12 protein-coding genes are annotated in these 12514 nt (G+C 72.1%); 7 read left to right on the top strand and 5 right to left on the bottom strand.

Annotation, left to right across the window (positions count from 1 at the left end; genetic code table 11):
• Positions 1 to 65 precede the first annotated feature (65 nt).
• Positions 66 to 947 carry a TIGR03620 family F420-dependent LLM class oxidoreductase gene (locus ISP_RS25535; RefSeq protein WP_013226732.1) on the top strand — a complete coding sequence of 294 codons (882 nt, stop codon included), beginning with the start codon at positions 66 to 68 and terminating at the stop codon, positions 945 to 947.
• On the opposite strand, the gene ISP_RS25540 is transcribed toward ISP_RS25535, so the two are convergent.
• A complete protein-coding gene (locus ISP_RS25540) occupies positions 936 to 1772 on the bottom strand; it encodes a DUF3626 domain-containing protein (RefSeq protein ID WP_013226733.1) in 837 nt (278 codons plus the stop codon). The genes ISP_RS25535 and ISP_RS25540 overlap by 12 nt on opposite strands.
• Before the next feature lie 96 nt (positions 1773 to 1868).
• On the opposite strand from ISP_RS25540, the gene ISP_RS25545 reads away from it, so the two are divergent.
• Positions 1869 to 2798 carry a DMT family transporter gene (locus ISP_RS25545; RefSeq protein ID WP_013226734.1) on the top strand — a complete coding sequence of 310 codons (930 nt, stop codon included), beginning with the start codon at positions 1869 to 1871 and terminating at the stop codon, positions 2796 to 2798.
• Positions 2799 to 2964: 166 nt separating this feature from the next.
• Here the strand turns inward: ISP_RS25545 and arc are convergent, their stop codons facing one another.
• Positions 2965 to 4767, bottom strand: a complete 1803-nt coding sequence (gene arc / locus ISP_RS25550; RefSeq protein WP_034284603.1) for a proteasome ATPase — start codon at positions 4765 to 4767, stop codon at positions 2965 to 2967.
• Positions 4768 to 5133: 366 nt separating this feature from the next.
• Here arc and ISP_RS25555 point away from each other — a divergent pair, with 366 nt between their 5' ends.
• Entirely contained in the window at positions 5134 to 6099 is a 966-nt protein-coding gene (locus tag ISP_RS25555) for a hypothetical protein (protein WP_013226736.1), read from the top strand.
• Between the two features lie 13 nt (positions 6100 to 6112).
• Positions 6113 to 6565, top strand: a complete 453-nt coding sequence (locus ISP_RS25560; protein WP_013226737.1) for a hypothetical protein — start codon at positions 6113 to 6115, stop codon at positions 6563 to 6565.
• A 15-nt stretch (positions 6566 to 6580) separates the two neighbouring features.
• Here ISP_RS25560 and ISP_RS25565 read toward each other — a convergent pair whose 3' ends face one another.
• The 3 genes from ISP_RS25565 to ISP_RS25575 all read right to left on the bottom strand — a co-directional run bounded on the left by ISP_RS25565 (position 6581) and on the right by ISP_RS25575 (position 9540).
• Complete coding sequence (locus ISP_RS25565; RefSeq protein WP_013226738.1) at positions 6581 to 7384, bottom strand: pentapeptide repeat-containing protein; 804 nt, start codon at positions 7382 to 7384, stop codon at positions 6581 to 6583.
• A 5-nt stretch (positions 7385 to 7389) separates the two neighbouring features.
• Positions 7390 to 8220 (bottom strand): tRNA (adenine-N1)-methyltransferase, encoded by an 831-nt coding sequence (locus ISP_RS25570; protein ID WP_013226739.1) that lies wholly within the window; start codon positions 8218 to 8220, stop codon positions 7390 to 7392.
• Positions 8221 to 8388: 168 nt separating this feature from the next.
• Positions 8389 to 9540 carry a site-2 protease family protein gene (locus ISP_RS25575; RefSeq protein WP_013226740.1) on the bottom strand — a complete coding sequence of 384 codons (1152 nt, stop codon included), beginning with the start codon at positions 9538 to 9540 and terminating at the stop codon, positions 8389 to 8391.
• 249 nt (positions 9541 to 9789) lie between these two features.
• On the opposite strand from ISP_RS25575, the gene ISP_RS25580 reads away from it, so the two are divergent.
• From ISP_RS25580 to ISP_RS25590, 3 genes are all read left to right on the top strand, one after another.
• Positions 9790 to 10689, top strand: a complete 900-nt coding sequence (locus ISP_RS25580; RefSeq protein ID WP_013226741.1) for a RecB family exonuclease — start codon at positions 9790 to 9792, stop codon at positions 10687 to 10689.
• Positions 10689 to 11480, top strand: coding sequence for a thioesterase family protein (locus ISP_RS25585; protein WP_013226742.1), 792 nt, complete (start codon positions 10689 to 10691; stop codon positions 11478 to 11480). Before ISP_RS25580 ends, ISP_RS25585 begins: the two co-directional genes overlap by 1 nt.
• A gap of 64 nt (positions 11481 to 11544) precedes the next feature.
• On the top strand, positions 11545 to 12480 hold the full coding sequence (locus ISP_RS25590) for a ParA family protein (RefSeq protein ID WP_013226743.1): 936 nt from the start codon (positions 11545 to 11547) through the stop codon (positions 12478 to 12480).
• The last annotated feature ends 34 nt before the right edge of the window (positions 12481 to 12514 follow it).

The raw sequence follows: 12514 nt of genomic DNA on the forward strand, positions 1-12514 counted from the left end.
GCTCCCCTCCCCCGGTTCGCCGCCTGACTGGTCGTTCATATCGATAATCTGCGATACTTCGATCCATGAGCACGATCGGGAACACGCGGCTCGGCCGCTACGGGATCTGGACGTTCGACTTCGAGGACCAGCCGGCCGGCCTGATCCGGGATTCGGTGCGGGAACTGGAAGAACTCGGCTGGCCGGCGGTCTGGATCCCGGAGAGTGAGGGGCGGGAAGCCCTGACGCACGCCGGGTTCCTGCTCTCGGCCACCGAACGCCTCACCGTCGTCAACGGCATCGCGCAGATCTGGTCGCGCGAGCCGCAGTGGACCCGCGGCGCGGCCCTGCTGCTGGCGGACGCGTACCCGGACCGCCACCTGCTGGGCCTCGGCTTCGGCGCCGGAAAGCCCGGCGCGAAGCCGCTTCGGGCGATGAACGACTACCTCGACGCGCTGGACGTCGACACGGACGTCAACCCCGCCCCGCGCGCCCCGATGCGCCGGCTGCTCGCGGCGTACGGCCCGAAGATGCTGGCACTGGCCCGGGACCGGTCGGCGGGCGCGCACACCTACCACGTGACCCCGGAGCACACGGCCCAGGCGCGGGAGATCCTCGGCGCCGGCCCGTTCCTCGGCGTCGAGCACGCCGTGCTCTTCGAAACCGACCCGGTCAAGGCGCGGGAGATCGCCCGCGCCCACCTGCACGTCTACCTCACCTCGGAGTACAACGTCGCCAAGTTCCGGCGGCTCGGTTACGCGCCGGCGGACCTCGACGGCGGCCGTGGCAGCGATCGCCTCGTCGACGACCTCGTGTTCTGGGGCGACCTCGAGACGATCACCGCGAAGCTGGGCAGGCACCTCGACGCGGGCGCCGACCACGTCGGCGTCCAGGTCATCGGGGTCGAGCCGGGCACCTCGGCCATGCCGCACTGGCGGCGGCTGGCCGAGGCGCTGCTACCCGCGTAGGCCGAACCGCGCGGTGCAGTGCCACACGCGCTTGAGCACCTGGGGGTCGTGCCGGCCGGCGCGGACGGCGTCGCCGATGACGCGGGCGTCCAGCCACCCGTCCTCGGCGATGTCTTCGCCGGCCCGCACGGCGTCCTCGCCACGGTAGTCCGCGTGCTCGGCGAGCTCCGCCACCGGGAGCCGGAACCCGTGGTGCCAGTACGTCGGGAACCGGAAGCCGGCGGCCGCCGCCTCGACGTCGGTGCCGCGGAAGGACGGGTCCAGTACCAGGGCCGCGACGTCGTCCGGCAGCCGCAGCGGGCCGTGGACGTGGGCTTCGATGTAGTCGTCGAGCTCGTCGGGAGCGTCCGCCTCGACCAGCGGGATCAGCGGCATGTGCGCGGCCGTGCCGAAGTGCGCTGGCTCGTGGAAGCTGTCCGGGTAGCAGAACGTCGTGCGTCCCAGCACTTCCCGCTTGAGCCGGAAGTGCGCCGAACCGAACCGGACCGAACCGCCTGCCGGGCGGCGGCGGTGGTTGAGCGAGCCGTACTTCGGCCGCAGCGACGGCGGCAGCTCGTCGTAGACGCCACCGAACATCCGGTGCTCCCAGTGCCACCGGGCCCCGCCGGGGTGCGCGGTCAGGCCGCCGTTGCCCGTGCCGGTCTCGAACTGGGAGCGGTAGACACCGTCGGCCAGCCAGTGCCGCAGCAGCGGCACCGCCCCCACCAGCCGTTCCGGGTGGAAGTGGATCGTGACGTCCAGGTCCTCCGGCAGCGGCGGTCCGGTGACCCGGTTCGCGACGTGGATGACGGCTTCCTGCCACCGCCGTCCGGTTCTCCCCACCATGGAGTGCATCCTATACCCGGCAGTATAGGTCGTTATACACACCGTGAGGTCGGAAAACCGCTGGCTTCGGGGCTGTTCGCCGGATTGACTGCGCCCATGCGACGGGTGGAGTTCGGGGTCACGGTGCGGTTCGCACTGCTGGCGGTGGTGTGGGGTGCGAGTTTCCTGTTCATCAAGGTGGGTCTCGGCGGACTCTCCCCCGGCCAGGTCGCGCTGGCCCGGGTCGCGCTGGGGGCGTTGGCGCTGGCGGCCGTGCTGGTGGTGCGCCGGCGGCCGCTCCCCCGCGACCCGGTGCTGTGGGGGCACCTCGCGGTCGTGTCGGTGCTGTTGTGCGTGGTGCCGTTCCTGCTGTTCTCGTGGGCGGAACAGTACATCCCGTCCGGCTTGGCCAGCATCTTCAACGCGACGACGCCGCTGGTCACGATGCTGCTGGCGGCCGCGGCACTGCCGGAGGAGCGGTTCACGCCGCCGCGGGTGCTCGGCCTGCTGCTCGGGTTCGCCGGCGTGCTCACGATCGTCGGGGTGTGGCACGGCATCGACGTGTCGCACCAGCTGACGGCCCAGCTCGCCTGCCTCGGCGCGACGACGTGTTACGGCGCGTGTTTCGTCTACATGCGCCGGTTCCTCTCACCCCGTGGGACGGATCCGGTGGTCGTCGCGTTCGGGCAGACGGCGTCGGCGACGGTGATCCTGGGCCTGCTGACCCCGGTGATCGCGGTGACGCCGGTGCACCTGAGCCTGCCCGTGGTGGGGAGCATGGTGGCGCTCGGCGTCTTCGGCACGGGCCTCGCGTATGTCTGGAACACCCGGATCATCGCGGCCTGGGGCGCCGCCAACGCCTCGGCGGTGACGTACCTGACGCCGGTGGTCGGAGTGCTGCTCGGCGTGCTGGTGCTGGGCGAGCCGGTGAGCTGGAACCAGCCGGCCGGGGCGCTGCTGGTGATCGCCGGAATCCTGGCGGCCCACGGAAAGTTGCGCCTGCGCCGCGCAACCCCGGCCGAAGCCGAACTCGCCGACGTGAAGTGACCACACCGGGGGTCCGGGGGCTTGCCCCCCGGGCGGGGTTTGGGGGTTGCACCCCCAAACGACACGACGCGGGCGAGGTCGGCTTGCGCTTTCCGCAAGCAGACCCCACCCGCCTCGACCGCCGGGGCGGTCGCCGAAGCGGCCGCCCCATCGTGCGTTCGAACCCCTACAGGTACTGACCGGTGTTCGTGGCGGTGTCGATCGCCCGCCCCGAGTCCTGGTTCTTGCCGGTGACGAGCGTGCGGATGTAGACGATCCGCTCGCCCTTCTTGCCGGAGATCCGGGCCCAGTCGTCCGGGTTGGTGGTGTTGGGCAGGTCCTCGTTCTCCGCGAACTCGTCGACGATCGCGTCGAGCAGGTGCTGCACGCGGAGACCCGGCTGCTTGGTCTCCAGCACCGACTTGATCGCCGACTTCTTCGCCCGGTCCACGATGTTCTGGATCATCGCGCCCGAGTTGAAGTCGCGGAAGTACAGGACTTCCTTGTCCCCGTTGGCGTAGGTCACCTCGAGGAACCGGTTCTCGTCGCTCTCCTCGTACATCCGCTCGACGGTGTGCTGGATCATCGCGTCGAACGTCGCCTTCGGGTCCCCGCCGAACTCGGCGAGGTCGTCGGCGTGGATCGGCAGGCCTTCGGCCAGGTACTTGGAGAAGATGTCCTTCGCGCCTTCGGCGTCCGGACGCTCGATCTTGATCTTGACGTCGAGCCGGCCCGGCCGCAGGATCGCCGGGTCGATCATGTCTTCGCGGTTGGAGGCGCCGATGACGATGACGTTCTCCAGGCCTTCGACACCGTCGATCTCCGACAGCAGCTGCGGCACGATCGTGGTCTCGACGTCGGACGACACGCCCGACCCACGGGTCCGGAAGATCGAGTCCATCTCGTCGAAGAACACGATCACCGGGGTGCCCTCGGAGGCCTTCTCCCGCGCCCGCTGGAAGATCAGGCGGATGTGCCGCTCGGTCTCCCCGACGAACTTGTTGAGCAGCTCGGGACCCTTGATGTTCAGGAAGTAGGACTTCCCGTCCTCGTTGTCGCCCCGCGCCGCCGCCACCTTCTTGGCCAGCGAGTTCGCCACCGCCTTGGCGATGAGCGTCTTGCCGCAGCCCGGCGGGCCGTAGAGCAGGACGCCCTTGGGCGGACGCAGCTGGTACTCCTGGTACAGGTCGGCGTGCAGGAACGGCAGCTCGACCGCGTCCCTGATCTGCTCGATCTGCCGGGTGAGGCCGCCGATGTCCTCGTAGCGGACGTCGGGCACCTCCTCCAGCACCAGGTCTTCGACCTCCGCCTTCGGCACGCGCTCGTACGCGTAGCCGGCCTTGGAGTCGACCAGCAGCGAGTCGCCCGGCTTGAGCGGCTGCTCGGCCAGCAGGTCGGAGAGCAGGACCACCCGCTCTTCGTCCGCGTGCCCGACCACCAGCGCGCGAAGGCTGCCGCCCTCGACGTCGGCGGCGAGCACCTCACGCAACGCGCACACCTCGCCGGTGCGTTCGAAGCCGCCGGCCTCGACCACGGTGAGCGCCTCGTTGAGCCGCAGCGCCTGGCCGCGTCGCAACAAAGAGAGCTCGACCGCGGGCGACACCGACACCCGCATCTTCCGGCCGGCCGTGAAGACGTCCACCGTGTTGTCCTCGTACGCCTCGACGAAGACGCCGTACCCGGACGGTGGCTGGGCCAGCCGGTCGACCTCCTCGCGGAGGGCGAGGAGCTGTCCTCGCGCTTCGCGCAGGGTTTCGACCAGTTTCGTGTTGCGTTCGGTGAGCTGGCTCACCCTTTCCGAGGCCTCGGCGAGCCGCTGTTCGAGAACACGGTTCTGCCGTGGCGAGTCCGTCAGTTTGCGGCGCAGCAGCGCCACTTCTTCCTCGAGAAAACGGATCTGCCGAGCCTGCTCGTCCGCCGTCGTCCCAGCTCCGGATGTTGCTGAAGGGTCGGCCTCCTCGCGCCGACCTCCGGGAAGGTCATGATGCATCGGGCACCTCCTCGGAGTGCTTTTCATTCCACGGTACCGGCGATCACCGACAAGAAAAGGCCTTTCCGCATCACAAGATCGGCGCGTCGCGGTTTGCCTGCCACCCCCAGCACGGACATTCCCGCAGCGCAAGAGGCCATTTCGGTGCCGTGGCGCAGGCGTGTGACGGGTCCGTCCGGGCCGAGAGGAAGCAAGCACGTCGGGAGTACCCCGCCCGCGAGAGCGCCAACCCCGCCCGGGATCCGGGCAATTCCGGCCAGTTCCGCCCTAACCGCGCGGCGGGACAGCCCGGTGGCTAGCATCGGGCGACGCCGTGCCGGCCCCGATGGCCGGGCGCTATCGAAGGAACGCTAGGGGGCACCAGTCATGACCTACCCGCCGCAGCACCCGGGCGGCTACGGCCAGCAGCCCGACGGTTACGGGCAGCAGCCCGGGCCGTACGGCCAGCCGCAGCAGGGCGGCGGTTACCCCCAGAGCGGTCCCCAGCCCCAGCCCGGCTACGGCGGCACCCAGCAGTTCGGCCGGCCCGGCCCGTACGACGGCACGCAGCAGTACGGCCAGCCCGGCGGCTATGACGGCGGCACTCAGCAGTACGGCCAGCCCGGCGGGTACGAGGGCGGCACCCAGCAGTACGGGCAGCCGGGGCCGTACGACCAGCCCGGCCAGGGTGGTTACCCGCCGCAGACGGGCCCTCAGGCCCAGCCGGGCTACCCGCCGTACGGCCAGCAGGACCAGTGGGGCCAGCCGCCGCAGTCCTTCGGCCACGACCCGTACGGCGGCGGCTTCGGCGAAGCGCCCCCGCCCAAGAAGAAGACCGGCCTGATCGTCGGCATCGCGGCGGCCGCGGTGGTGCTCGTCGGCGGCGGCGTGACCGCGTTCGTCCTCCTGAACGGCGACGACCAGAAGACCGCCGCACCGCCCGCGGCCAGCAGCTCGGCGGCTCCGACGACGGCGCCGAAGGCGTCCACCCCGAAGCCCAAGAGCACCGCACCGACCAGCCCGACGACGAAGAGCACCAAGCCCGCGGGCGGCGGCCCGGCGCCCGGTGGCAAGGCCAGCTCCCAGGAGCTGTTCGACTCGACCCTCGCGGCCTACAACGCGGGCGACGAGAAGGCCCTCGGCGACACCATCTGCCGCAGCGTCTACGAGGGCACCACGGGCGAGATCCCGAAGGTCACGGTGAAGCTGACCGGCACCCCGGAGGAGACCGGCGACAAGGCCACCGTCCGCTACTCGGCCACCGACGGCAGCAAGACCAAGGTCGGCACGATGTCGGCGCAGAAGGAATCCGGGCTCTGGTGCCTGTCGAACGTCCACGCGGACGGCTCGTGAGCACCCGGCGGCGGTGAACCGCGCGTTGGCCGCCGGGCTCGTGCTGCTCGGCGTGGCCGGGGCGGGCGTCGTGCTCGGGCTGCTGCTCGTCGCCCCGGCCGGCTCCCCACCTCCGGCGTCGGACAAGCCGTCGCCGCCGGCCCGCCCGTCGGCCCCGTCCCCGGCCCCCGACGAGGCCGACACCGCGGCGGTGGCGGTCCTGGCCCGCGCGATCGTCGACGCGATCACCCGCCACGACTCGGCGGCGTTCGGCAAGCTCACGTGCCGCCCGCAGACCGCCGAGGCGCTGGCCGGCCTCCAGCGAACGTGGGACGCGGCCGGCCCGGTCACGGCGAAGCTGGCCGCACCCCCGGAGCTGCGCGGCGAGTCCGCGACGGCGAAGGTGCACGTCGAAGCGGCGGGCGGCACCAAGGACACGCCCTTTCCGCTGCACAAGGAGAACGGCCGCTGGTGCGTACCGGGCTAACCCACCCGGCGCCGGTCAGGGCTGCGTCCGCCGGAGCGTGCCGCGCGGCGTGAACCCCTCGGGCCAGCGGGTGGCCGCGTCGGCGAGGGCTCCGGTCAGGTCCGCATCCGCCAGGTCGGCCGTGGTGAGGTCGGCCCCGCGCAGATCCGCGTCCCGCAGGAGCGCGCCGGTCAGGGTCGCGCCGGTCAGGGTCGCGTTCCGCAACACCGCGCCCTCCAGGTTCGCCCCCACGAAACAGACCCCGGGGATCGCGAGGCCGGTCAGGTCGGCGTCCCGCAGGTCGACCCGTTCCAGCTCGGACGCCGCGCCCGGTTCGATCATCCCGCCGCGGCGCAGCGCGCCGATCGCGGCCGCGACGTCGCCGGCCGGACCGCCTTCGCGACGCGGCGTCCCCGGCTCCCACGGCGCCCGGGAGCAGATGAAGGACGTGAGCAGCGCGTGGATGTGCCCGCGGTACCGCGCGTCGAGGTCCGCCAGTTGCTCCAGCGCGTAGACCGCGCCCTGCCGCGTCGGCTCCTGCTCGGCACCGAGCTGGTCGATCGCCTTGGTGAACAGGTCGATGGACCGGCTCTCGCGGTTGAGCAGCAGCTGCCGCGACGTCAGGACGGCGCCCAGCCCGACCCCGGCCAGCGCCAGCAGACCGCCGAGCGCCTGCAGCAGGGTGGCGCGGACGTCGTTCACGGCCTTCAGCCGGTCCGCCGCGCCCAGCCCGGGTGCGTTGCCGACGAGCCAGGACGGCGCGAAGCCCACGCAAAGCACCACCAGGACGGCGACCACGACCGCGGGCACCGCGAACCCGGCCTTGCGGCGCGGCGGCACTGCCCTCAGCCTTTGCCCTTGCTGGGGCGCCGCGAGACCCGCGGGGACACGGTGCCGTCCGCCAGCCGGCGCGCCGTGAGCAGGAAGGCCGTGTGCGCCACCATCCGGTGGTCCGGGCGGACCGCCAGCCCCACCACGTGCCACGGGCGCATCAGCGTCTCCCACGACTCGGGCTCGGTCCAGCACTGCTGCTCGCGCAGCGACTCCGTGACGCGCGAAAGCTGCGTCACCGTCGCGACGTAGACCGTCAGCACCCCACCCGGCACGAGGTGGGCGGCCACGTTCGGCAGCTGGTCCCACGGCGCCAGCATGTCCAGCACGACGCGGTCGACCTCGCCCTCGTGCGAAGCCAGGTCGGCCACCGTGAGCGACCAGTTGGCCGGTTTCTCGCCGAAGAACTTCACCACGTTCCGCTCGGCGTGTTCGGCGTGGTCGTCGCGGATCTCGTAGGAGTGCACCTGCCCGGCCGGGCCGACCGCGCGCAGCAGCGAGCACGTCAGCGCGCCGGACCCGGCACCCGCCTCGAGCACGCGCGCGCCGGGGAAGATGTCGCCCCACATCACGATCTGCGCCGCGTCCTTCGGGTAGATCACCTGCGCGCCGCGGGGCATCGAAAGCACGTAGTCCGGCAGCAGGGGGCGCAGCGCGAGGTAGGTCGACCCGCCCGCGGACGTGACCACCGACCCTTCGGGACGGCCGATCAGGTCGTCGTGGGCCAAGCCGCCGCGGTGGGTGTGGTACTCACCACCGGCGGCCAGCGTCAGGGTGTAGTGCCGCCCCTTCGAGTCGGTCAACTGCACCCGATCACCCGCGCGAAACGGTCCGCTGACCGACAACACTTCCTCCTGCTGTACTGCGTTGTTCGTTACCCATCCGACCACAGTCACGGCCGGATGGCTTTCGTGGCGAAAGTGGCTTCCCGCTCGGGGGGCCGGCCTGCTTTTGGCCGGCTGGTAACCCGTTTGGCCGACGCCAGATCTTCGCAGGCCGCGCGGGCCGGGGGCTCAGCGGGTACGGCGGTTCAGGGCGGCCCGCAGGTCGTCCCGGCGCAGCACGCCCGCCGGGCGGCCCTCGTCGTCGACCACGAGGAACTGCCACGCCGCGGTCTCGCGGACCCGCTCGACGACGTCCTCCCCCGGCTCCGACGCGAGCAGCACGGTCTCGGCCCGGATCGGTTCGGCCGCGAACTCGGCCGGGGCGTGCGGCGAGGAGCTCGCGAGCCGCTCCGCCGCGCCGACGTCCAGGAGCCCGGCCGCCACGCCGTCGGCGCGGACCAGGACCACGCCCCGGCCGGCCGACGCGGCCAGCGCGTCCGACACCGGGCTTTCGGCGGGCAGCTGCAGCACCGGCCGGACCAGCTCGTCGAGGACCAGGCCTTCCGGCCACGTGCGGCGGGCTTCGGCGGCCAGCTCGGAGCGGGCGCCGAGGACCACGAACCACGCCGTCACGACGCAGACGCCCAGCCGCAGCCAGCGGTCGGGGCTCGCGGTCGCCAGGCCCCACAAGGCCCAGACCAGCAGCCCCGCGGCCACGACCGCGCCGCCGGCGACCGCCGCGCGCGTGCCCTTGGCCCGGGTGCCGGTGACCGCCCAGACGCCGGCACGGACCAGCCGGCCGCCGTCGAGGGGCAGTCCGGGCAGCAGGTTGAACACGCCGACGGCGAGGTTCGCCACCGCGCATTCGGCCACCAGGAGCCAGACCGCGCCGTCCGGGGGCACGGCGAACATCAGCAGCCCGCAGAAGCCGCCGAGCAGCAGCGACACGGCGGGACCGGCGGCGGCGACCAGGCCTTCGTCACCCGGGCGTTTCGGGGTGCGGGCCACTTCGGACAGGCCGCCGAGGAGAAAGAGCCGCAGCCGCCGCACCGGGATTCCCAGCCGCAGCGCGACCAGGCAGTGCCCGAGCTCGTGCGCGAGCACGGACAGGCCTAGCAGCAGCGCGAACGCGCCGGCCAGCAGCCACGACGTCGTGGCCGAAGCGTCCGGGAGCAGCCGCCCGACCAGCGGCGCGTAGAGCACGACGACGACCAAAGAGCCGACCCACCAGGACGGCGCGAGCAGCACCGGCACCCCGGCGACCCGGAACAGCACGAGGCCGCCGTCCGAGCGGACGGCCTGCCGGGTACCCCCGGTGCCCTGCTCACTGGTCGCGGCCATGCGCAGAGCCTAGAGCCCCGGGTGTGGGTACCGGGTGATCCGGCCCCCACCGGTGTCGCAACCGGACGACACGCGTACACAACCGGACGACACGCGTACCTGAATGGACGACACGGCGACGGGCGGCCGTGTCGTCCGATCCCGTACGCGTGTCGTCCGCCGGGGTACGCGTGTCGTCCGGTCCGGTCTGTCGCGGTGGCGGGCGTTGCGGTCGCCGGAACTGTCGGACCCCGGCGTTACGCTCTGCCCATGCCCGACGCCGACACCGTCACCACCGACACCCCAGCCTCCGCCGTCGCCACCGAGGTGCGGCGGCGCCCCGCGTTGTCGCCGTCACGGGCCAGCGACTTCAAGCAGTGCCCGCTGCTCTACCGGTTCCGCGCGGTCGACCGGCTGCCGGAGGTCCCGACCAAGGCCCAGCTGCGGGGCACGCTCGTCCACTCGGTGCTGGAACGGCTGTTCGCGCTGCCCGCCGCCGAGCGCGTTCCGGCGCAGGCGAGGGAGCTGCTCGGCCCGGCGTGGACGGACCTCTCCGCGGACCGTCCGGAGTGGACCGAACTGTTCGACGGCGAAAAGCCCGACGACCACGCGGACTGGCTGCGGTCGGCGGAGAAACTGCTGGACGCCTACTTCGAACTGGAAGACCCGCGGCGGCTGGAACCCGAGGCCTGCGAGCTGCACGTCGAGATCGAGCTCGGCTCCGGTGTCCTGCTGCGCGGCTACATCGACCGGCTCGACGTCGCGCCGACCGGCGAGATCCGGGTGGTGGACTACAAGACCGGTGCCGCGCCGCGCGAGATCGGCGAGGCCAAGGCGATGTTCCAGATGAAGTTCTACGCCGTGGTCCTCTGGCGGCTGCGCGGGATCGTGCCGCGCCAGCTCAAACTCATGTACCTCACCGATGGCCAGTCCCTCGCCTACACCCCCGACGAAGCCGAGCTGCTGCGCTTCGAACGCACGCTGGAAGCCATCTGGCAGGCCATCCTCAAGGCGGGCAAGACCGGCGACTTCCGGGCGAACAAGAGCAAGCTGTGCAACTGGTGCGACCACCAGGCGCACTGCCCCGAGTACGGCGGCACCCCGCCCGCATACCCCGGCTGGCCGGAGCCCGACGCGGGCGACGAGACACCGCTGGACCGGGCCGACTGATGGCCGACGCCTTCTACGTCCCGCTCGGCGGCGACCGGTTCTCCGCGACCGGGCACACGGCCGGGCCGTGGACCCCGGACGCCCAGCACTTCGGCCCGCCGTCGGCGTTGCTCGTCCGGGCCCTCGAATCCGTCGAATCCGCGCATCCGGCCGAGCTCGCCCGCGTGACCGTCGAGATCCTCGGCCCGGCACCGGTCGCCGAACTCACCGTGCGGGCCCGGATCGAGCGGCCCGGCCGGTCGGTCGAGCTCCTGCAGGCCGAGCTGGCGAGCGCCGAGCGCGTCGTCGCGCGGGCGTCGGCGTGGCGCATCGCGACGTCCGACACCGCGGAGGTGGGCACCGACGCCGGCCCGCTGCTGCCCGGCGCCGGCAGCGTCGAAGAGTCGTCGTGGCCGGAGGGCTGGCAGGGCGGCTACCTCGACGCGGTCGAGTGGCGCGCGGTGCGCGGCGCCATGGACGTGCCCGGCCCGGCGGCCGTGTGGGCCCGCCAGCGCGTCCCGCTGGTCGACGGCGAGGAACCGAGCGGCCTGCAGCGGCTGTTCGCCGTCGCCGACTCCGGCAACGGCGTGTCCAACTACCTCGACCCGCGGCAGTGGTGGTTCATCAACTCCGAGCTCACCGTGCACCTGCGGCGGACGCCGGCCGGCGAGTGGATCGGCCTCGACGCGGTCACGCTGGTCGGCAGGCACGGCATCGGCACGGCGACCAGCATCCTGCACGACGGCGACGGCCCGGTGGCCACCGGCGCACAGGCGCTGATGGTCCGGCCGCGACAGGCCGGGGGCGGATAGCCACCCACAACGGGCCCGCATCCAATAACCTTCGCGGAACGACCGACTTGAGGAGCGCTCCGGCATGCAGATCACCTCGGTGGTCAACCAGAAAGGCGGGGTCGGCAAGACCTCACTGAGCGTCGGCACCGCAGCCGCACTGGCTGAGATGGGCCGCCGGGTGCTCCTGGTCGACCTCGACCCGCAGGGCCACGCGACGACCGAGATGCTCGGGTTGTCCGAGGTGCCCGCGGACCGGCCGAGCCTGGCGAAGGCGCTGGCCAAGACGTGGAAGGGTCCGATCGAGGACCTCGTCGTGCCGCACCCGCGCAGCAATCTCGGCAAGGGTGGCGCGCTCGACGTCGTGCCGACGTCACCGGGGATGTTCGACCTGATCCGGCGGCTCGACTCCTTCCGCGTGCCCGGCTGGCAGCTCGCGCGGGTCATCCAGTTCGCCAACTACGACCACTGCGTCATCGACTGCCCGCCCGCGCTGGACGTGCTGACGAACAACGCGCTGGCGGCGTCGCACGGCATCCTGGTGCCGGTCCAGCCGGACAAGACCAGCATCCGCGCGCTGCGGCTGCTGGCCGATCAGGTCCGGTACGTCGAGCAGACCGTCGGGCGGCAGCCGCTGTCGTGGTTCGGCCTGGTGCCGAGCCTGTACCGGCGGCCGATCTCGCACTACGCGGCCGCGGCGCTGCAGGAGATGTACGACTTCGGCATCCCGATGCTCTCGCACCTGCCGCTGGGCGTGGTGATGAACGAGGCGGCGGCGCACGGCGTCCCGGTGACGACGTACGCGCCGGAGACGTTGCAGGCGCTGTCCTTCCGCGAGATCGCCGAAACGCTCGACAGCTACCTGGAGCAGAACGCCGCGCCGGCGGTGGTCCCGGCCGACGAGGAGTTCGTCTTCGAGGACTTCATCTCGGAGGTCGCGGTGGCCCGCAACGTCAACGACAACGGCGCCCGCAAGGGCCTCTACGACCTGCTGCCGAAGAAGCCGAACCGCCCCCGCTGAACTGCAGTGAATGACTCATTCCTGGCGTCGGACG

The organism is Amycolatopsis mediterranei (assembly GCF_026017845.1).
GTDB lineage: Bacteria > Actinomycetota > Actinomycetes > Mycobacteriales > Pseudonocardiaceae > Amycolatopsis > Amycolatopsis mediterranei.

Bases quoted from the DNA above. Each gene is read 5' to 3' on its own strand.
- ISP_RS25555 (WP_013226736.1), top strand. From the start codon at position 5,134: ATGACCTACCCGCCGCAGCACCCGGGCGGCTACGGCCAGCAGCCCGAC.
- ISP_RS25535 (WP_013226732.1), top strand. From the start codon at position 66: ATGAGCACGATCGGGAACACGCGGCTCGGCCGCTACGGGATCTGGACG.
- ISP_RS25540 (WP_013226733.1), bottom strand. From the start codon at position 1,772: ATGGTGGGGAGAACCGGACGGCGGTGGCAGGAAGCCGTCATCCACGTC.
- arc (WP_034284603.1), bottom strand. From the start codon at position 4,767: ATGCATCATGACCTTCCCGGAGGTCGGCGCGAGGAGGCCGACCCTTCA.
- ISP_RS25590 (WP_013226743.1), top strand. From the start codon at position 11,545: ATGCAGATCACCTCGGTGGTCAACCAGAAAGGCGGGGTCGGCAAGACC.
- ISP_RS25575 (WP_013226740.1), bottom strand. From the start codon at position 9,540: ATGGCCGCGACCAGTGAGCAGGGCACCGGGGGTACCCGGCAGGCCGTC.
- ISP_RS25580 (WP_013226741.1), top strand. From the start codon at position 9,790: ATGCCCGACGCCGACACCGTCACCACCGACACCCCAGCCTCCGCCGTC.
- ISP_RS25545 (WP_013226734.1), top strand. From the start codon at position 1,869: ATGCGACGGGTGGAGTTCGGGGTCACGGTGCGGTTCGCACTGCTGGCG.
- ISP_RS25585 (WP_013226742.1), top strand. From the start codon at position 10,689: ATGGCCGACGCCTTCTACGTCCCGCTCGGCGGCGACCGGTTCTCCGCG.